Origin of the sequence: Peptoniphilus koenoeneniae (genome assembly GCF_030812875.1) — a bacterium.
In the GTDB taxonomy this organism is placed as follows: Bacteria; Bacillota; Clostridia; order Tissierellales; family Peptoniphilaceae; genus Peptoniphilus_B; species Peptoniphilus_B koenoeneniae.
Genome location: NZ_JAUSTN010000005.1, coordinates 24,184 through 43,250, shown reverse-complemented (window position 1 = coordinate 43,250; position 19,067 = coordinate 24,184). Strand labels below are relative to the sequence as shown.

The 19,067-nt window shown below is 30.4% G+C and carries 18 protein-coding genes and 1 tRNA gene; 15 read left to right on the top strand and 4 right to left on the bottom strand.

The window, feature by feature from the left end:
• The first annotated feature begins 4 nt into the window (after positions 1–4).
• The 3 genes from J2S72_RS05235 to J2S72_RS05225 are packed head-to-tail and all read left to right on the top strand — an operon-like array spanning position 5 to position 2,809.
• Positions 5–1,375: an NAD-binding protein gene (locus J2S72_RS05235; protein WP_023056044.1), complete on the top strand. Its 1,371-nt coding sequence runs from the start codon at positions 5–7 to the stop codon at positions 1,373–1,375.
• A gap of 10 nt (positions 1,376–1,385) precedes the next feature.
• Complete coding sequence (locus J2S72_RS05230) at positions 1,386–2,054, top strand: uracil-DNA glycosylase (protein WP_023056004.1); 669 nt, start codon at positions 1,386–1,388, stop codon at positions 2,052–2,054.
• Positions 2,054–2,809 (top strand): prolyl oligopeptidase family serine peptidase, encoded by a 756-nt coding sequence (locus J2S72_RS05225; protein WP_307495118.1) that lies wholly within the window; start codon positions 2,054–2,056, stop codon positions 2,807–2,809. The genes J2S72_RS05230 and J2S72_RS05225 overlap by 1 nt, the downstream gene beginning before the upstream one ends.
• Positions 2,810–2,833: 24 nt before the next feature.
• Here the strand turns inward: J2S72_RS05225 and J2S72_RS05220 are convergent, their stop codons facing one another.
• Complete coding sequence (locus tag J2S72_RS05220) at positions 2,834–3,364, bottom strand: guanylate kinase (RefSeq protein ID WP_307495117.1); 531 nt, start codon at positions 3,362–3,364, stop codon at positions 2,834–2,836.
• 68 nt (positions 3,365–3,432) lie between these two features.
• Between J2S72_RS05220 and J2S72_RS05215 the strand changes: the two genes are divergently transcribed.
• Genes J2S72_RS05215 through J2S72_RS05195 form a run of 5 tightly spaced genes read left to right on the top strand, consistent with a single transcriptional unit; the run spans position 3,433 to position 10,405 of the window.
• Positions 3,433–4,413, top strand: a complete 981-nt coding sequence (locus J2S72_RS05215) for an ABC transporter substrate-binding protein (protein ID WP_307495116.1) — start codon at positions 3,433–3,435, stop codon at positions 4,411–4,413.
• A complete protein-coding gene (locus J2S72_RS05210; RefSeq protein WP_307495115.1) occupies positions 4,391–5,125 on the top strand; it encodes an ABC transporter permease in 735 nt (244 codons plus the stop codon). The genes J2S72_RS05215 and J2S72_RS05210 overlap by 23 nt, the downstream gene beginning before the upstream one ends.
• Positions 5,116–5,679, top strand: coding sequence for an ATP-binding cassette domain-containing protein (locus tag J2S72_RS05205; RefSeq protein WP_307495114.1), 564 nt, complete (start codon positions 5,116–5,118; stop codon positions 5,677–5,679). Before J2S72_RS05210 ends, J2S72_RS05205 begins: the two co-directional genes overlap by 10 nt.
• A 42-nt stretch (positions 5,680–5,721) precedes the next feature.
• The gene (locus tag J2S72_RS05200; protein WP_307495113.1) at positions 5,722–6,423 is read left to right on the top strand and encodes an ABC transporter ATP-binding protein; all 702 of its coding nucleotides are present in this window, start codon (positions 5,722–5,724) and stop codon (positions 6,421–6,423) included.
• Between the two features lies 1 nt (position 6,424).
• Positions 6,425–10,405, top strand: a complete 3,981-nt coding sequence (locus J2S72_RS05195; RefSeq protein ID WP_307495112.1) for an FtsX-like permease family protein — start codon at positions 6,425–6,427, stop codon at positions 10,403–10,405.
• A 29-nt stretch (positions 10,406–10,434) separates the two neighbouring features.
• Here J2S72_RS05195 and J2S72_RS05190 read toward each other — a convergent pair whose 3' ends face one another.
• Positions 10,435–10,818, bottom strand: coding sequence for a hypothetical protein (locus tag J2S72_RS05190; RefSeq protein WP_307495111.1), 384 nt, complete (start codon positions 10,816–10,818; stop codon positions 10,435–10,437).
• Between the two features lie 256 nt (positions 10,819–11,074).
• On the opposite strand from J2S72_RS05190, the gene J2S72_RS05185 reads away from it, so the two are divergent.
• The gene (locus J2S72_RS05185) at positions 11,075–12,469 is read left to right on the top strand and encodes a copper amine oxidase N-terminal domain-containing protein (RefSeq protein WP_307495109.1); all 1,395 of its coding nucleotides are present in this window, start codon (positions 11,075–11,077) and stop codon (positions 12,467–12,469) included.
• Between the two features lie 15 nt (positions 12,470–12,484).
• On the opposite strand, the gene J2S72_RS05180 is transcribed toward J2S72_RS05185, so the two are convergent.
• Both J2S72_RS05180 and J2S72_RS05175 read right to left on the bottom strand, forming a co-directional pair.
• Positions 12,485–13,018: a phosphatase PAP2 family protein gene (locus J2S72_RS05180; RefSeq protein WP_023056108.1), complete on the bottom strand. Its 534-nt coding sequence runs from the start codon at positions 13,016–13,018 to the stop codon at positions 12,485–12,487.
• Between the two features lie 531 nt (positions 13,019–13,549).
• Positions 13,550–13,626 (bottom strand) — tRNA-Arg (locus tag J2S72_RS05175).
• A gap of 65 nt (positions 13,627–13,691) precedes the next feature.
• On the opposite strand from J2S72_RS05175, the gene J2S72_RS05170 reads away from it, so the two are divergent.
• The 6 genes from J2S72_RS05170 (at position 13,692) to rsmA (ending at position 19,065) form a co-directional block, all read left to right on the top strand.
• A complete protein-coding gene (locus tag J2S72_RS05170; protein ID WP_307495108.1) occupies positions 13,692–14,270 on the top strand; it encodes a hydrolase in 579 nt (192 codons plus the stop codon).
• 76 nt (positions 14,271–14,346) lie between these two features.
• On the top strand, positions 14,347–14,595 hold the full coding sequence (locus J2S72_RS05165; RefSeq protein ID WP_307495106.1) for a GlsB/YeaQ/YmgE family stress response membrane protein: 249 nt from the start codon (positions 14,347–14,349) through the stop codon (positions 14,593–14,595).
• A gap of 321 nt (positions 14,596–14,916) precedes the next feature.
• A complete protein-coding gene (metG, locus tag J2S72_RS05160; RefSeq protein ID WP_307495105.1) occupies positions 14,917–16,914 on the top strand; it encodes a methionine--tRNA ligase in 1,998 nt (665 codons plus the stop codon).
• Between the two features lie 6 nt (positions 16,915–16,920).
• Positions 16,921–17,688 (top strand): TatD family hydrolase, encoded by a 768-nt coding sequence (locus J2S72_RS05155; RefSeq protein ID WP_307495104.1) that lies wholly within the window; start codon positions 16,921–16,923, stop codon positions 17,686–17,688.
• Positions 17,681–18,241: a ribonuclease M5 gene (gene rnmV / locus J2S72_RS05150; protein WP_023055656.1), complete on the top strand. Its 561-nt coding sequence runs from the start codon at positions 17,681–17,683 to the stop codon at positions 18,239–18,241. Before J2S72_RS05155 ends, rnmV begins: the two co-directional genes overlap by 8 nt.
• Entirely contained in the window at positions 18,214–19,065 is an 852-nt protein-coding gene (gene rsmA, locus J2S72_RS05145; protein WP_307495183.1) for a 16S rRNA (adenine(1518)-N(6)/adenine(1519)-N(6))-dimethyltransferase RsmA, read from the top strand. The genes rnmV and rsmA overlap by 28 nt, the downstream gene beginning before the upstream one ends.
• The last annotated feature ends 2 nt before the right edge of the window (positions 19,066–19,067 follow it).

Genomic DNA, 19,067 nt, shown 5'->3' with positions numbered 1-19,067 from the left:
CAATATGAAAATAATTATTTTCGGCGCAAACGCCATATCTCAAAAACTTGTTGATGTTCTTCAGGTTTATGAAGACCAAGTTCTTGTTATAGATAGGGATTCTTGGGAATTTAATAATTTTAAAAAGAGAAATGCAAAATTAATTTCAGCTAATTTTTTTGACCAAGGTCTTATGGAGTCTTTAGAAATAAAAGATACAGACTATGTCCTAATTTTAACTGAAGATGACAAAATAAATCTTTTAATATCAAGACTTGTAAGAAATTATACAAAAGGATTTATTATAACTAAGATGAATTCTTATGACGATATTAATGATATTTTTGATTTAAAGAAAAGTTTAGGGATAGATTATATATTAAATCAGGATTTAGAAAGCTCAAGAAATATTTTAAAACTTGTTGAAGATGACATAGGAATAAAATCTGATGTCTTTGCAGGAGGCAAGGTAAGATTAATAGATTATAGCGTAGAGCTTGATCCGGAATTTATAGGAAACAAAATTTCTGAAATAGGAAGTCTTTCCACAATACTTGTAGTTGGAATTTTAAGAAAGAATAATCTTATTATACCTAACGGAAATACCGTTTTAGACGAAGAGGATAAGTTGTACTTAATGGGCCTTACTGATGATATTATTTCTTTCAGATCCAGACATTTCCATTTTACCAATGTAGAAAAAAAGAAAGATATGATAATTATTGGAGATTCGGGAATAACCAGATCTTTAATAGATACTGCCAAGGAAATAAATATAAAAGTAATTGAAGAAGATTCAAAAAAGGCAAAGGATTTAAGAAACAAATATGAAGATGCCTTTGTAATAAGAAATTCTTTTAAAGATGTTTTAAAAAAGAGCAGAGAAGAGTTTACTAGTTGTGATGCTCTTTTAGCCCTAACATCTCAAGATGAATTAAATATAGTAACCTGTCTTATGGCAGACGGAATTGGAATAAAAGATATAATTTTAAAAGTAGAATCTCAAACTTACAATAAATTTTTGGATAATTTGCCAGCAAGTGCCATTATAAATCCATCTATGATAGCTGCAGATAAAATCTTAAAACTAATGAAAAAAGATGGAGGGATGAATTTATACCACATGTTTGCAGATAGGGCTGAAGTTTTTGAGATTACCTTAAAAGAAGGCTCAAAAGTTGAAAATTTAACTTTAAAAGAATTAAGCCTTCCTGAAGGTATGATTATAGGTGCAGTTGTAAGAAAAGACGGTTCTGCAATTATACCAAGAGGAAATTCAAAAATTGAAAGAGGAGATAGACTTGTAATATTTTTTAAAAAGAAAAATAGGGATAATCTTATTCAATTTTTAAATGGAGAAAATAAAAAATTATTTCAATCTCTTTTCGAGTCATAAGGAGTCTTAAATGGATATTTTTAAAAATGATTGGAAAGAACTTTTAGAAGATGAATTTAAACAAAACTATTATAAAAGTTTAAGAAGTCTTTTAATAGAAGAGTATAAAAATCATCAAATTTTTCCTAAGGCAGAAGATATTTTTAATGCCTTTCACTATACGGCTTATAAAGATATAAAAGTTGTTATCTTAGGTCAAGACCCTTATCACAACTTAGGGCAAGCTCATGGGCTGGCATTTAGTGTGCAAGAGGGAGTAAAAATTCCACCATCCCTTTTAAATATTTATAAAGAATTAAAAGATGACTTAGGAATAGAAGAAGCCCATACAGGGTGTTTAATTCCATGGACAAGAGAGGGAATCATGCTTCTTAATACAACTCTTACAGTAAGAGCTCACAATCCTATGAGCCATTCAAAAATAGGATGGGAAATTTTTACTGACCATGTAATTGAACTTATTGATAAAAAAGAAGAACCCCTTGTTTTTATTCTATGGGGGTCCCATGCAAGATCTAAGAAAAAATTATTAAAGAATAAAAATCACCTAATAATTGAAGGACCACATCCCAGTCCTCTTTCAGCCTATAGGGGATTTTTCGGCTCAAGACCCTTTTCAAAAGCAAATTCATTTTTAGAAAGTAAGGGAGTAAGACCACCAAGCTGGAGGCTGGACTAATGATAAAATCAAAAATGTTTACTTATGATGAAATTTATATAGATGGAATACAAACTTATGTAATTAAACCAAAAAAAATAGAAGACAAAATAAAAACCCTTATTTTTTATCATGGTTGGGGTTCAAATATAGAAAGACAAGTTTTTAGAGGAACAATTTTTGCAAGTTATGGCTACCAAGTAATAATTCCCGAAGAAAGAAATCATGGTTCAAGAGGAAACTTAGATTATGAAGATGCAAATACCATTAAGGAATATTTTTTCAGAACTCTTATGGGAAATGTAGAGGAATCTACAAGAATTTATAAGCATGCAATAAAAAACTTAGGAGCTGATGAAAATAATATAATTATAGGAGGCCATTCTCTTGGCGCCATAAGTGCCGGAGCAATTTTTACCTTTAATAAAAAAATCAAAAGTCTTTTGTCCTTTAACGGTTCCATGGAGTTTGAAGAATTAGTAAAAGGAATATCTCAAATACAAGGGACAGAAACTTATGAAATGATGAGAAGAAATGAATTTATAAGAACTTTAAATCCAATCAGGTATCCAGAAAATTTAATGAATAGAAAAATTTGCCTTTTAAACGGTCAAGATGATGACACTGTAAGTAATTCCATGAACGAAAAATTTTACCAAAGCATAAAAGAAAAGTATAAAAATAAAAAAGACCTGTGTTTTGAAAAATTTGAAAAAACAGGCCACCAATTGACAACTCAAATGCTTGAAAGAGCTTTGGAATTTTTAGAAAATTAAAGAGCTAGGTCGGAACAAATCCGCCTAGGCTCTTATTTTTTTGTATATTTTTAAAATTTCTTCAGTAATATTTTGAATAGAATTTGTTCCATCGATTACATAATCGGAAATATCCCTATAATTTTCGGAAATTTTAATTCTTTTTTCAACAATTTCCCTTTTTTCTCCCCTTGCCATAAGTCTTTTAAAAATAATTTCTTTAGGAATTTCTAAATAAATTGTTGTGCAGGGGATTTTTTCCTTTAAAACTTTTGCACCATTACCATCAACAGTTAAAACAAAATTGTCGGAACTTTTTGCAGCATTTACAATGGATTCTTTACTTGTTCCATAATAATTATTTGCATAAATTGTATATTCAAAGAAAAAGTCTTCTTTAATTTTATCTTCAAATTGTCCTTTATTTATAAAATTATAAGATTCGTGATTCTTTTCGCCCTCTCTAATGGACCTTGTTGTATATGTAACAATTTTTTTAAAATTATAAGACCTTTTTAAAATTTCAGCCTGAGTAGTTTTTCCACTTCCCGATGGCCCAAGCAAGATAAGTAACATAAGAATCTCCTCTCAATCAAATAGACTTTGGTTATCAAATATATTATAATTCATTTTAGGAGGAATTTATGAAAAAATTAAGTATCATTTTACTTTCTTTTCTTTTAATATTGACAGGATGTTCTAAACCTGTTGAAAATACAAAAGAAAAAGAAGCGAATAAAGAAAAAGAAACAATAAAGATAGCAGCTCTTAAAGGACCTACAGCTATGGGTCTTGTGAAATTATTTAACGACAGCGATGAAGGAAAAACAGAAGTAAAGTATGAATATAAAATTTTAAACAGCCCCGATGAAGCCGTTACAGGCCTTATGAAAGGGGAATATGATGTTTGTTCTCTACCTTCAAACTTAGCTGCAATAATAAACAACAAAAAAGAAGACTTTATAAAAGTTGCAGCCATAAATACTTTGGGAGTTTTGTATATTGCATCAACAAATGACCATGTAAAAACAATAGCAGACTTAAAGGGAAAGACTCTCGTTACCAGTGGACAAGGAGCTTCACCGGAATTTGTATTAAGACATCTTCTTATAGAAAATGGATTAGATCCAGATAAGGATGTAAACATTCAATATAAAAGTGAACATAGTGAAGTCGTATCAGACATTGTTCAAAATAAAGACCATATAGTAATGCTTCCCCAACCCTTCTTAACAGTAGCACAAAAAAAAGTTGAAGGTTTAAAAGAACTTATAAATCTTACGGAAGAATGGGATAAGCTTAAAGATTCAGGTAAGCTTATTGTTGGAGTTACAGTTGTAAGAAATGACTTCTTAAAAGACCATGAAGAAGCTTTCAAAACATTTTTGAAAGAATATAAAGAATCTGTAGATTTTACAAAAAATGACGAAGCTGCAAAGCTTGTAGGAAAATATGAAATAGTTCCTGAAGAAATTGCAAAAGAGGCACTGCCAAAGTGCAATATAACTTTTATTGATGGACAAAAAATGGAAGATGATCTGGCAAATTATTTAAAGGTGCTTTATGATCAAGAGAAAAAATCAGTTGGAGGAAAACTTCCCGGTGAAAATTTCTACTACAAGTAAAAAAATTTTAAGGGGATTTTTTTGGATTTCCATTTGGTTTATAATTTCATATGTAAAAAGGAGGGAGATACTTATAGTGTCTCCCCAAGCTGTATTAAAAAGACTTTTTGAAATTTTAAGGGAAAAAGAGTCTTACCTTAATATTTTAAACACCTTTTTAAGCCTCCTAGAGGGCCTTTCAGTGGCTTTAATAATAGCTTTAATCTTATCCTACCTATCTTATAAATCTAGGGCTTTAAAAGAACTTATAGAGCCTCTGATAAAGACAATAAAATCTATACCTGTTGTAAGTTTTATTATTTTTGCCTTGATGTTTTTTAAAATTGAAAGCTTAGGTTTAATTATTTCTGCAATTGTAATAATTCCCCTTATCTATATAAATATTATGGAGGGTCTCGGCCAAATTTCTATAGATTACATTTTTATGGGTAAAATATTTAATGTAAGACCCTTTAAAAAATTTAAGTACATATATTTTGAAAGTTTAAAACCCTATTTTTTAAGTTCTCTTTTAATAAGTTTAGGATTCGGTTTTAAAAGTATAGTTGCGGCGGAAGTAATAGGCCATCCTAAATACGGACTAGGCTCGAGAATATATGATTCAAAAATTTATTTGGACATGGAAGGTTTAATAGCCTGGACAATAATAGGAATCAGCTTAAATTTTTTTCTTGAATTTATTATAAAAAGGATAAAAAGTAGATGGAACTGATCTTAAAAAATATTTGTAAATCTTATGGAGATAAAAAAGTTTTAGAAAACTTCAATTTACATTTAAAAGATGAAAAAATTTGCCTTATAGGTAGATCAGGATCTGGAAAGACCACCCTTATAAAAATAATAAGCGGTCAAATAAGACCTGATAAGGGGCAAATAATTTCTTCAGAGCCCCTTAAACCATCAATTGTTTTTCAAGACAATCTTCTTTTTGAAAATAAAAGTGTAAGAGAAAATTTAAGCTTTGTAAAAGAACTTACAGATTTTCAGTACGAAAGAGAATTAAATCAGGTTGGACTTTTTAATCTTTTGGACATGAAAGTTAGAGAGCTTTCAGGGGGCATGAAAAGAAGAATAAGTTTTATAAGAGCTTCTATATATGACGGAAATATTTTGCTTATGGATGAAGCTATTCGTGAAGTTGATGAGGACACAAGGATTTTAATGCTTAATTATATAAATAAAAATTTGAAAAGTCCCTTAATTTATGTAAGCCACAGACTAGAGGATGCAGAAATTTTAGGGGCAAGAGTAATTAATATTGAATAAATGAAAATTTAAAGTTTTCATAAAAGGGGTATAAAAAACAATATGGCATTTATAGAAGTAAAAAATTTAGTTAAAAAATTCATAACTGGATCATCAACTGTAGTTGCAAACGACAACATTTCCTTTGAAATAAATAAGGGAGAATTATGTCTTATAATAGGTCCATCAGGGGCAGGAAAAAGCACGCTCCTTAATATTTTAGGAGGTATGGATAGGGCAGATCAAGGTCAAGTTATAATTGATGGAAAAGATCTTGTAAAATTAAATGAAATGGAACTTACAACTTACAGAAGGGAAGACATGGGTTTTGTTTTTCAAAATTACAATTTAATTCCAAATCTTACGGCTCTTGAAAATGTTGAACTTGCATCTCAAATAATAGAAAAGCCCCTTGATGCTAAAGAAGTTTTAAAAGAAGTGGGCCTTGAAAATAGGATGGATAATTTCCCGGCACAACTTTCAGGAGGAGAACAACAAAGGGTTGCCATAGCAAGGGCAGTTTCAAAAAATCCCAAAATTCTCTTGTGCGATGAACCTACAGGAGCTCTTGATTATAAAACGGGAAAGCAAGTTTTGAAAATTTTGCAAAATACTGCAAGAAAAACGGAAACCACAGTCCTTATAATTACTCACAACACTATGATTGCTCCAATAGGAGATAGGGTTCTTGAAATAGTTGACGGCAAAGTGGGGAAATTAACTGTAAATGAAAATCCCAAAAATATAGATGAAATAGAGTGGTAGTATGAAAAGACCACAAGGTCTTAAAAAAGACACATTTAGAGAAATAACAAATACAATTTCAAAATACATTTCAATTATTTTAATTGTAGGCCTGGGAGTATTTGTCTTTGTAGGTCTTATTACAACAGGACCTCTTATGAGAGATACTTTGGAAAAAAGCATAAAAAAATCAAATATGGAGGACATAAGAATAACATCAGCTTTGGGTCTAAAAGAAAAAGATCTTCGTATACTGGAAAACCTTGAAGGCATAGACAAACTTTCATTAGACTATGACGAGGATCTTTTTGTCGTGGGAAAAGACTTTGCCATAAAAGTTTTATCTATGCCAAAATCCATAAGTCTTCCCAATATTATAGAGGGAAGGGACATAAAAAATGAAGGGGAAATAATTTTAGATAAGACCCTAAAAAAAGAGGGTTATAAATTAAATGATTCCATAAACTTTAAAAAGGAAGTTAATAAATTTGCTTCTAAAGATGAAAAAAGGGACGATCATCTTAAAAATTACACTTATAAAATTGTGGGCTTTGCAGATTATATTGAAAATGTAAAAAATATTACAAGGGGCAACAGTCAAAGGGGTCTTGGAGAGCTTAAGGGTTTTGCCTTTGTTGAAAGATCCAACTTTTTATCTGATCCTACAATTGCAAGGATAATTTTAAAAGATACTGAAAATTTAAAAACATCTTCCAAAAAATATCAGGATCTATTAAAAAAATATGAAGATGAACTGGAAATAGATTTTAAATATAGGCCTAAGGAAAGGCTGGAAGAATTAAAACTTGACATAGAAGATAAGATTGTAGAGGGTGAAGACCAGATAGACTCTGCAAATGCTAAGCTTTTAGACGGAAAAAACGAACTTGAAGAGGCTAGAGAAAAACTTTCAGATGCAAGAGAAAAATATAAAGACGGAAAAAATAAGTTTGATGAAGAAAGTCAAAAGGGCAGAGAAAAATTAAGTGAGGCTAAGGAAAAACTTGCTGATGCAAAGAAAAAAATAGACGAAAATCAAAGCAAAATTAACGATGGACAAAATCAGTTAGCAAATGGAGATTTAGATTTAAGAGGGGCTAAGGTTGAACTTGAAAGGGGAAAGGCTCAGTACAATAATGGAAAAGAAGAGCTTGAAAAGGGTAAGGGAAAATTAGAAGCCACAAAAATTTCTTTAGATCAGGCAAACAATCAACTTATTGAGGGAAGAAAAAAACTTGATCAAGGTTGGGAGAAGATTAAAAAATCTCAAGAGGAACTAAAAGAGGCTGAGGAAAAATTAAATCAAGGGAAAAAACAATATGAAGATGGAAAAGCTCAATATGAAAAGGGCCTTGAGGAGCTTCAAAACAGCGTTCCTGGTGGTAAAGGAAAAAGCCCCGAAACTATAAAGTCAGAGCTTCAAGTAATAAAAGACATTTTAGTAAATAATCCTGAAATTGAAAAAATTTTACCTGAATTAGGTCAACTAAATAAAAATATAGAAGATCTTAATAATAAAAAAAATGGACTTGAAGGAAAATTAAATGAGCTTTTAAGTCTTCCTGAGGAAGAACAAAAAAAACATCAAGCAGAAATTTATCAGTTAAAAATTCAAATTGCAGCAATAGAAACTCAACTAAAGACCTTGGAAGAAATAAAAAATAAAATAAAGGACTTGGAAGATAAGTATGGCCTAGGAGATTTGGACTTATCCAAAATAAACTTAGAAAACATAAATGCTGGCATAGAGGGTGCTGATAAATTAATAGAGGCAAAAAAAGAATTAGATAAGGCACAAATTCAATTAGCTGAAAGTCAAGCCAAGTACGATATGGGAAAAGATGCTCTTGATATGGGCATAAAACAAGCCCAAGAAGGAGAACTTGAATATAAAGAAAATTACGAAAAATACTTAGACGGTCTAAGGCAGTATGAAGAAGGACTTAAAAAATTAGAAGATTCGGAAAAAGAATTAAATGAAGCTAAGGAAAAACTGGATAAGGGCGAAATAGACTACGATAGGGCAAAATTAAAATATGATGAAAACTATAAAAAATTTATAGAAGGTAAAAGTCAGTTAAAAAGCGGTCGTGAAGAATATGAAAGAAACCTTGAAGATTATAAGTCTGGACTCAAAGATTTTGAAGAGGGAGAAACAAAGGGCAAAAAGCAATTAAAAGATGCCCTTTATGAAATAAATAAGGGCCAGAGAAAACTTGACAAGGGTCAAAGAGAATATGACGAAAAATCCCTTGAAGCAGATGAAAAAATAAAAGACGGCTTAGATAAAATTAATGATGCAAAGAGAATTTTAAAAATTTTATCCCAACCTTCCTATGAAATTACGCCAAGACACTTAAATGAAGACATAAACACTTACATTGATTATGCTCATAGAGTAGATCTTTTAAGTCTTGTCTTTCCTGTATTTTTCTTTTTAATATCAATGCTTGTATGTTGGACAACGATGACAAGAATGGTTGAAGAAAATAGAATAAATATAGGAACTTATAAGGCCTTAGGTTACAGCAACAGGCAAATTGCATCAAAATATTTCATTTACGGAGAATCTTCAGCCTTAATAGGTGGAATAATAGGAGCTTTAATAGGAGCCTTTGCCCTATCAAGATTAATAGGCAATTCTTATTCTGTTGATACGATTTTTGAAAAAAATTTAATTTTTAAATTTTACCCAATAAGAACTTTATTTGCCATTATAGTAGGGCTTTTGGCAACGGGAATAACGGCAATGATTTCCGTATATGCAAGCCTTAGAAATAATGCGGCAAATCTATTAAGAGGACCTGCTCCAAAGGGCGGAACAAGAATTTTAATAGAAAGAATAAAACCTCTTTGGAAGAGACTTTCTTTTTTACAAAAAGTAACTGCAAGAAACTTATTTAGATACAAAAAGAGAATGATAATGACTGTAATAGGAATTATGGGTTGCAGTGCACTTTTAGTTTTGGGTTTTGGAATAGAGGGTTCCGTTAAGGGAATAAAAGACAAGCAATTTAAACAAGTTATGAAATATAATTTGGCAGTCTTTTACGATAGGGAAATTGACAAAAAAAGTTTTGATAAATTTAAAGAAGAAATAAAAAAAGACCAAAGAATAGAAAAATATGCCTCCTTTAATATGTCCAATTTTAAAAGTAAATTTAATAAAATTGATCAAGATGTAAGTGTTGTAGTTCCAGAAAACTTAGAAGAATTTTCAAAATTTTATACCTTGAGAACAAGAAGAAATAAAAAAGAAATAAAACTTACAGATAGGGGAGCTGTAATTACAGAAAAATTAAGTAAGTTAAAAAAGGTAAAAGTCGGGGACAGTCTTGAAATTAAGGATAAGGACGGAGAAACTTATAAGGTTCAAATAAGCGGAATTGCAGAAATGTATGTAGGACATAATTTGTTCATGACACCTAAGTATTATGAAAAAGTATTTGGTAAAAATTTTGTGTCCAACTGTGAGGCTTTAAAACTCAAAAACCCAGAAGATATAAGTAAAATATCCAAGGACTTTATGGACTATAAATGTGCAACCTCAACAATGGATGTAAGTGTATTGGAAAAAACTTTGGATAACTTTATGAGCTCTATATATCTTGTGGTGGCAACAATAGTTCTCGCATCATCAATGCTTGCAGTAATAGTTTTATATAACTTGACCAACATCAACATAGAAGAAAGAAAGAGAGAACTTTCCACAATAAAAGTTTTGGGATTTTATCCAAAAGAAGTAACAAGTTATATTTATAGAGAAACTTGGATTTTAACAATAATAGGAATAGGAATAGGACTTTTAGTAGGAAAGATTTTACACTACGGAGTTCTTCAAGTTGTAGCACCCTATATGGCAATGTTGGATCCGGTTTTAGTGAAGAGAGCTTATTTATTTTCAGCCTTAATTACAACTATAGTAACATTTTTTGTAATGTTGATTTTCCACAAAAAACTTAAAAAAATAGATATGGTTCAAGCTTTAAAAGCACAAGAATAAAAAAAGCTTCCCTTTTTCAGGGAAGTTTTTTAATTTAAAATAAAAATTTTTTCAAAAATCAATAAGATTAAACTTATTAAGAGACTTATTTTATTTGGAAAACAAAAGATTAAAGAAAAAATCAAAATATTAATAAAAAGAGCATCTCTGTCCTTAAAATAATTTTTCTTAAAACTTTTTCTTAGAACTTTTGAATTTGTGGACGAAATAAAAATAGCAAGGTCCTCTTTATCCCTAAAAGCGTAATAAGTTCCCCCGATATAAGCGCAGTAGTCATAGAAAATCGGATTGCTTATTACCATAAGATTTGAATTTCTTAAATAGTTATTAAGATTTTCGATCTCTCTTTGAGAAAAAATAATTTCATTAAAGCTTTTGCCTTTGAACAAAAGTTCAATTGATAAAGGGTTCATAAAATAGTCTCCTATCATTTAAAATAAAGATTAGCTATATAAGTAAATCATAGATGATGATAATTGATAAAACAAGAAATTTTTAAATAATTGAATTATCAATTGAAAAGAAAAATGCAAATAAAATTTAATACATTAAAAGAAGCCTTAAAGCCATTTATTAAGGATGTAAAAATTTAAACCTAAGATGCAATGGGAAAAATTCTGTGTTACAATAGGGAAAGGAAAAAAAATAAATAAAAATTTGGAGGGTTTTATGAGAAAAAAAATAATTTTAGTTTTTTCACTTATTATGACAATGCTTCTTACAGCATGTACACCTAATATGCAAGCATTTTTAGGAGTTTCTCAAAAATTAAACGCTTGGGAAGCAACTAAACAATCAGGAAAAGTTGAAGTTGAAGTTGAAGCCTTTGACAAATCAGCAAACAAAAAAGTGAAAGTTGAAATACCAGCAAAGTTTGAAGGTATTTCACAAAAAGAAAAAGCACAAATGTCTATTGAATATGATTTAAGCAATTTTAAAAAATTATTACAAGAAGATGAAAGTGCACCGGAAATAAAGGTTCCCGATAAATTTAAAGTTGAAATCTTTGTAGACGGAAATAAGATTTATGTAGATAAGGCTGCTTTTAAGACATTAGCTGACTTAAGTGGCAAAAAAATGGATATAAAAGAAGACTATGTTCTACTTGATGCTTCAGAAGACAAAAAAGAAATGGATCCAAGCTATGATAAGCTTATGGAATATTCTAAATCAGGAGAATTTACAGCTGATTTAATTAAATTTACAGACCAAGCTTTAAAGGGCTTTAAGCCAAGTAAAGATATTGAAATTAAAGGCAACACTTACAAATATGAAGCAAGCCTTGAAGAAATTTTAAAAGATGCTAATGCAGGTTTAAACATAGTTGCAAAAAATTGGGATAAGGCTTCTGAAACTTTAATTCCAATGCTTGAAAAGATGGGAATTAAGGCACCAAAAGAAGATATCAAGAAAGCTTTTGATAATTACAAAGAAAATGATTTAACAAAATCACTTCCTCTTGATGAAAAAGCTTTGAAAGATTCAAAAGTAGAATATTCACTTGAAGTAAAAAATGACAATGAATATGAAACTGAATGTGAAATTAAACTTGTTATTCCTGAACTTATGACAATGACAGTTGAATCTGAAGTTAATGCAAAAAGAGAAAAAGACGTAACAGTTCAAATGCCTACATCTTTCAAAAAGCTTTCTCAAGCAGATCTTATGAAATTATTCAGAGCAGATAATTCTCCTATAATTTTAGTAAGCGTTGAAGGAAAGATGATAGAATTTGAAGACCAAGAACCTGTAATTAAAAATTCAAGAACTTTAATTCCCTTTAGAGGAGTTTTAGAAAACTTAGGAGCAGAAGTTAATTGGGACCAAGAAAAGAAAATGGTAACAACAAGTCTTGGAGATAAAAAAATTGAAATGACAATCGGACAAGAAACAATAAAAGTTGATGGAAAAGACGTTAAACTTGATGTAGCTCCAATGATTATAAACAACAGAACTATGATTCCTTTAAGAGGAGTTTTAGAAAACTTAGGTTATAAAGTTGGATTTGAAAAAGTTGGATCTGAAAAAGATGGTTTGATTTATTCAATTGATATTACAAAATAATTAAAAAAAGCAGCTCTATTTAGGCTGCTTTTTTATTTGTCTTAATTTTTTATAAATAAGATCCGTTAAAAACTTAGAAACATAAGAAAGAATAAGGCCTAAAAATATGCCGCCTATAATATCTGTAGGGTAGTGGACATAAAAATATAATCTGGAAAAGGCCACAAGGCTTGCAATTATATAAATTATTTTTCCAAATCTCTTATTGTAAAAATAAATGGAATTTGCACTTCCTATACCACTATAAGTGTGGCCTGAAGGAAAGGAAAAATCTTTTGGAGGATTTATTTTAGGAAAAATTCCTTTTACAACAAAGGGCCTGGGCCTTGCAATAAGAGGTTTTAAAATTAAATTTCCAAAAATTCCACATAAAATTAAAGTTATTAAAACATTTAAACCTATTTTTCGAGTTTTTTTCCAACTAAAGAGCCATATACCTATAAAAATAAAAAATATTCCGCAATTTCCTAAACTTGTAATTAATAAAAAAATAAAATCCAATAGAGGATTTGTCATGTTTTGAATAAGATCAAGTAATTTAAGTTCCATGTAAATTATTATACTATAAAAAATTTACAAAAAAATTTAAAAAAATTTAAAAATTTTTTATAAAAGTGTTTTAAATAAAAAATAGAGGGTATATTAAAAATACCAAGAGATTGGTGAACAGAACCTTGAAATCCATCCAACTTTCTAAATAATTATTGACCGTTTAATCGCTTTAAGCGTTTATATAGAGTCTTGATGATTATAACTTGTTATTTTAAATAACAAAACAAAAGTAGGATTAGAGAATGAGATGAAATTTAATAAAAATTTTTTTCTCAAAAATTTAGAGTAGGATTTTTGAAAAAAGAAAAAAGTTTGATTTTAAATGTAATCACATTTGGCAACTAAAACGCGATTTGTAAGTTTGTTTAAAAGGATTTTGCAGCTGCAGTTTTACTTGTTATGTGAATTGCAAAAAGCAAAAGAAAGGTAGTAGAATGATAGAACCAAAAACATTTGGTTGGATGGATTCTTGGAATAACTGAAAAGAGAATGTAGTAATAATTGATTACACATTCTCTTTTTTGTTTATGGTGGACATGAGAGGAATCGAACCCCCGGCCTAAGCTTTAGGAGAGCTTCGCTCTATCCTACTGAGCTACATGTCCATGTGAAGTATATTTTAATTTACTGAAAGATTATTGTCAAATAGGTAAAATATTGGAGGCAAAAAATGAATTATCCCACAAGAGAAAAAGCTTTGAAACTTTTAAAAAAATATAATAAAGAAGAATTCCACTTAAGACACGCTTTCACCCTTGAAGAAGTCTTAAGATACTTAGCAAAAAAAGAAGGAGAAGATGAAAATTTTTGGGGCCTAGTAGGTCTTTTACATGATGTTGATTATGAAAAGTGGCCTGAAGAACATTTAAAAAGGACTCCAGATATTCTTAAAGAAATAGATGCTCCTCAAGAAATGATTCATGGAATATTAAGCCACGGACATGGAATTTGTAGTGAGGTTAAACCTGAGAAAAAAATGGAAAAATATCTCTATGCTGTTGATGAACTTACAGGTCTTATAGGTGCTTGTGCCTTAATGAGGCCAAGTAAATCCACAAAAGATATGGAACTTAAAAGTTTGAAGAAAAAATTTAAAGACAAAAAATTTGCAGCAGGTTGCTCAAGAGATGTAATAAAAAAGGGAGCTGAAAACTTAGGCCTTGAATTAGATGAACTTTTAAGTATTACTTTGGAAGCAATGAAAGATAGGGAAGATGCAATTGAAGACCATCTTAGAAAAAACTTATAAATTATTTATGATTAAAACAAGGATAGTTTTGGTATAAATAAAATGTATATCTAATAAATTAAGAGGAGGTAAAAAAATGGGTTGGTTTATGAGTATTATAGTTGGTGCAGCCGCAGGTTGGATTGCCAGCATGATAATGAATAAAAATGAAAAAATGGGAGCTCTTGCAAATATTTTTGTAGGTATCATAGGAGGTTCCATAGGTAGATTTGTTCTTGGTCTTGTAAATGTTCAAGCTGGTCAAGGAGCAGTGCCTTCACTTTTAGTGGGCGTTTTTGGAGCAGTTATCTTACTTTGGATAATTAACAAAGTAACAGGAAAATAAAATTAAAGGCTACTGAAAATTTTATATAAATTTTAATTTTAAATTATATTTGCTTTTTTAAAAAACTTACTATATAATTCATAATTAATTAAAAATTTAAAGTTTATAGTGTTTTGAGTAGAAAATCAGACTCTTTAGAGAAGGACCGGTTGGTGAAAGGTCTAGAGAAAAATTTTTGAACATGGATTCACTTTATCCCCAATCGGGGCGTTTTCCACGTTACGGACTTAGAGGCTTAATATAATTTAAGCAAATTAGAGTGGTACCACGTCCTTCGTCTCTAACGAAGGACGTTTTTATTTGTTAATTTTAGGAGGTTTTATGAGTAAAAAATATTATTTAACAACACCTATTTACTACCCAAGTGACAATCTTCACATAGGACACACCTATTGTACAGTTGCAGCAGATGCACTGAAGAAATTTAAAAAAATGCAAGGATACGATGTTTTCTTTACAACGGGTTCTGATGAACATGGACAAAAGCTTATGCAAAAAGCTCACGAATATGGAATGGAACCAAAAGAATATATAGACCACATAGTAGAAAATATTAAAGCTCTTTGGGCAAAAATGGATATTGATTATGATTCTTTTATTCGTTCAACAGATGAGCAACACGAAAAAAATGTTCAGGAAATTTTCCAAAAACTTTATGACAAGGGAGATATTTATAAGGGTCAATATGAAGGATATTATTGCACTCCTTGTGAATCTTTTTGGACTGAATCACAACTTGGAGAAAATCACACTTGTCCAGATTGTGGAAGGGAAACTCACTTATCTCATGAAGAAGCATATTTTTTCAGACTTTCAAAATATCGCGACAAACTTTTAAAACTATATGAAGACCATCCGGAATTTATTCAACCGGAATCAAGAAAAAATGAAATGGTTAAAAACTTCCTTGAAAACGGCTTGGAAGACCTTTCAGTATCAAGATCAAGCTTTGATTGGGGAGTAAAAGTTCCCTTTGATGACAAGCATGTAGTTTATGTTTGGATTGATGCTTTAAGTTGTTATTTAACAGGTCTTGGTTATGGCTATAACAATGAAAGATTTAATGAGTTTTGGCCTGCTGATGTTCACCTGGTAGGAAAGGAAATTGTAAGATTTCATACAATTATTTGGCCTGCAATTTTAATGGCCCTTGATATGCCTCTTCCAAAACAAGTTTTCGGTCATGGATGGATACTATTTGATGATGACAAGATGAGTAAGAGTAAGGGAAATGTAGTTTATCCAGAACCAATTATAGAACTTTACGGAGTAGATGCTTTAAAATACTTTTTACTTCGTGAATTTTCCTTTGGAAGCGATGGAAGCTTCACAAAAGAAAAATTTATGGCAAGATTAAATTCAGATCTTGCTAATGACCTTGGAAATCTTGTATCAAGAACTGTTTCCATGATTGAAAAATACAAGGGAGGAATAATTAAAAAGTCCTCTGCAAAAACTGAATTTGATGAGAATTTAAAAAATATTGCAGTTTCAGTTAAAGAAAAAGTAGATAAGGCAATGGAAACTTATCAATTTTCCGATGCCCTTGAAGAAATTTGGAAACTTGTAAGACGTGCAAATAAATATGTAGACGAAACACAACCATGGGTTCTTGCAAAAAATTCTGAAGATAAGGAAAAACTTGAAAATGTTTTATACAATCTTGCAGAAAGTATAAGAATTATAAGTGTTTTAATCTATCCCTTTATAACAAATACTTCAAAAGAAATCAGAAGACAACTAGGAATAAAAGACCAAGTTAAATGGGAAGATGCTAGGCAATTTGGACTTTTAGATGGCGAAAAAGTCCTAAAGGGAGATGTGATTTTTCCACGTCTTGACATTGAAAAAGAAATTGAAAATCTTGATAAGGCAAATAAAAAATTAGCTGAAGAAAGAGAAAAAGATCTAAATGATTGGATTAAGCAAGCAGGAAAAAAGCTTAAGAAAAATGAAAAAGAAGAAAAATCAACAATTGTTGGCTTAGGAAAAGAAGAAATAACTCTTGAAGATTTTGAAAAACTTGATCTTAGAGTCGCAACTATTGAATCTGTTGAAGATCATCCTAATGCAGATAAGCTTTATATTTTAAATTTAAAGTTAGGCCAAGAAAAAAGAACCATAGTTTCTGGCATTAAAGATTACTATAAAAAAGACGACTTAATAGGCAAGCAAATAATTATAGTTGCAAACCTAAAACCTATTAAATTAAGAGGAGTGGAATCAAAGGGCATGCTTCTTGCAGCAAAAGATAAAAATGGTAATTTATCCCTTGCAAGTCTTATGGATAAAATAGAAGACGGAGTAAGTTTAGGTTAAATTATTATGATAGATTCACACGCCCACTTAGATGATGAAAAGTTTGATCTTGATAGAGAAGAACTTATTAACAATTTAAAAGAAAATGGAATTGACAGAGTTTATAATATCGGAGCCGACATTATAAGCTCTGAAAATTCTGTAAATCTTGCAAATAAATATGATAATATTTTTGCAGTAGTTGGAGTTCATCCCCATGAAGCAGACTCTTATGATGAAAAAATTGAAAAAAGACTTGAAGAACTTGCAAAAAATGAAAAAGTAGTTGGGATAGGAGAAATAGGTCTGGATTATTACTATGACAATTCACCAAGGCAAGTTCAAAAACAAGTCTTCAAAAGGCAAATAGATTTGGCCGCAAAATTAAAACTTCCAATTATAATTCATTCAAGAGATGCCCATAAAGATACTTTTGATATTTTAAAAGAAGGCAAAGAAAAGTACCCTTCTCTAAAGGTCCTAATCCACTGTTACAGCTCAAGTGTCGAAATGATGAGGGAATATATGAAGCTTGGGTTTTACATCGCTCTTGGAGGGGCTGTGACCTTTAAAAACGCAGTTACACCTAAGGAGGTTGCTAAGGAAGTTCCCCTTGAAAGACTTTTACTTGAAACGGACTGTCCCTATATGGCACCAGTTCCCCTTAGAGGAAAGAGAAATGAGCCTATGTTTATGAAATATACAGCAAAAGAAATTGCAGCTTTAAGAAACATGGACGTAAAAGATCTTGTAAAACAAACAGATAAAAATACTTTGGAGTTTTATCATGATTAAAGAAGTAATAGTAGTTGAAGGAAAAGACGATATTACAAAGGTAAAAAGTGCCATTGATTGTGAAGTAATAGCAACTCATGGTTTTGGCTACGGGAAAAAACTTATAAATACCCTTAAAAGTATAAATAAGAGAAGGGGTATAATCATTTTTACTGATCCAGATTATATGGGAGAAAAAATAAGAAGAGATTTAACAAAAAATATCCCTGGAGCAAAACAAGCCTATCTTCCAAGACATTTAAGCCTTAAAGGAACAAACGTAGGAGTGGAAAATGCAAGGGAAGAAGACATAAGAGAGGCTCTTTTAAATGCTAAACCCCTTACTGAACAATATGAAGAAATTTTTCAACTGAAAGACCTGTATAAATACGGACTTTTAGGAAATGAAGACTCTTCATATAAAAGAGAAAAAATTTGCGAAAAGTTAAAAATAGGTCATGCAAACGGAAAAATTTTGCTAAAAAGATTAAATAGTTTTAAAATAAGTGTGGAAGAACTTGAAAATGCACTGAAAGAGGTGGAACAATCGAAAGACTATTTAAACCGAAAATAGTTTCGGAAATTTTAAAAAAATATGGCTTCAGATTTACAAAAAGCCTGGGACAAAATTTTCTAATAGATGGAAATATTGTAAGAAAAATTGCAGATACAGCCGGCATAGATGAAAATTCAAATGTTCTTGAAATAGGACCGGGGATAGGCACCTTAACTGAGGAAATGGCATTAAGAGGGGCAAATATTTTATCTGTAGAAATAGATGAAAATTTAAAAGAAATTCACAAAGAAACTCTAAATTATGATAATGTAGAAGTAGTATTCCAAGACTTTTTAAAAATGGATCTTGAAATTTTAAAAGAGCACTTTAAAGATAAGCCTATAAAAGTTGTGGCAAATCTTCCCTATTATGTAACAACGCCGATTTTAACAAAACTTCTTGAATATGAAGGAAATATTGAATCTATAACGGTAATGGTACAAAAAGAAGTTGCAGACAGATTTACGGCAAAAGTTGGAACTAAAGATTATGGGTCCCTTACAGTTTTCATAAACTACTATGCAGATGCCAAGTATGAATTTTCAGTTCCAAAAACTGTCTTTATGCCAAAGCCTCGTGTTGACAGCGGGGTGGTAAAATTTAAACTTAAAAATAAAAGGGAAGAAATAGATAAGGAAAAAATGTTTAGAATTGTAAGAGCATCCTTCTCAAAAAGGAGAAAAACAATATTAAACGCCCTTTCAACTTACGGTTTTAATTTAGACAAGGTTCAAATAAAAGAAGCTCTTAGTCTTTCGGGAATAGATCCTGAAAGAAGGGGAGAAACGTTAAGCCCGGAAGAATTTATGGTACTTGCTATAAATTTTCCTGATTGGAGGTAATC

Bases quoted from the DNA above. Each gene is read 5' to 3' on its own strand.
- J2S72_RS05190 (WP_307495111.1), bottom strand. From the start codon at position 10,818: ATGAACCCTTTATCAATTGAACTTTTGTTCAAAGGCAAAAGCTTTAAT.
- J2S72_RS05170 (WP_307495108.1), top strand. From the start codon at position 13,692: ATGAATTATCCCACAAGAGAAAAAGCTTTGAAACTTTTAAAAAAATAT.
- J2S72_RS05185 (WP_307495109.1), top strand. From the start codon at position 11,075: ATGAGAAAAAAAATAATTTTAGTTTTTTCACTTATTATGACAATGCTT.
- J2S72_RS05200 (WP_307495113.1), top strand. From the start codon at position 5,722: ATGGCATTTATAGAAGTAAAAAATTTAGTTAAAAAATTCATAACTGGA.
- J2S72_RS05180 (WP_023056108.1), bottom strand. From the start codon at position 13,018: ATGGAACTTAAATTACTTGATCTTATTCAAAACATGACAAATCCTCTA.
- J2S72_RS05165 (WP_307495106.1), top strand. From the start codon at position 14,347: ATGGGTTGGTTTATGAGTATTATAGTTGGTGCAGCCGCAGGTTGGATT.
- metG (WP_307495105.1), top strand. From the start codon at position 14,917: ATGAGTAAAAAATATTATTTAACAACACCTATTTACTACCCAAGTGAC.
- J2S72_RS05205 (WP_307495114.1), top strand. From the start codon at position 5,116: ATGGAACTGATCTTAAAAAATATTTGTAAATCTTATGGAGATAAAAAA.
- J2S72_RS05230 (WP_023056004.1), top strand. From the start codon at position 1,386: ATGGATATTTTTAAAAATGATTGGAAAGAACTTTTAGAAGATGAATTT.
- J2S72_RS05215 (WP_307495116.1), top strand. From the start codon at position 3,433: ATGAAAAAATTAAGTATCATTTTACTTTCTTTTCTTTTAATATTGACA.
- J2S72_RS05220 (WP_307495117.1), bottom strand. From the start codon at position 3,364: ATGTTACTTATCTTGCTTGGGCCATCGGGAAGTGGAAAAACTACTCAG.
- J2S72_RS05225 (WP_307495118.1), top strand. From the start codon at position 2,054: ATGATAAAATCAAAAATGTTTACTTATGATGAAATTTATATAGATGGA.
- J2S72_RS05155 (WP_307495104.1), top strand. From the start codon at position 16,921: ATGATAGATTCACACGCCCACTTAGATGATGAAAAGTTTGATCTTGAT.
- rnmV (WP_023055656.1), top strand. From the start codon at position 17,681: ATGATTAAAGAAGTAATAGTAGTTGAAGGAAAAGACGATATTACAAAG.
- J2S72_RS05195 (WP_307495112.1), top strand. From the start codon at position 6,425: ATGAAAAGACCACAAGGTCTTAAAAAAGACACATTTAGAGAAATAACA.
- J2S72_RS05235 (WP_023056044.1), top strand. From the start codon at position 5: ATGAAAATAATTATTTTCGGCGCAAACGCCATATCTCAAAAACTTGTT.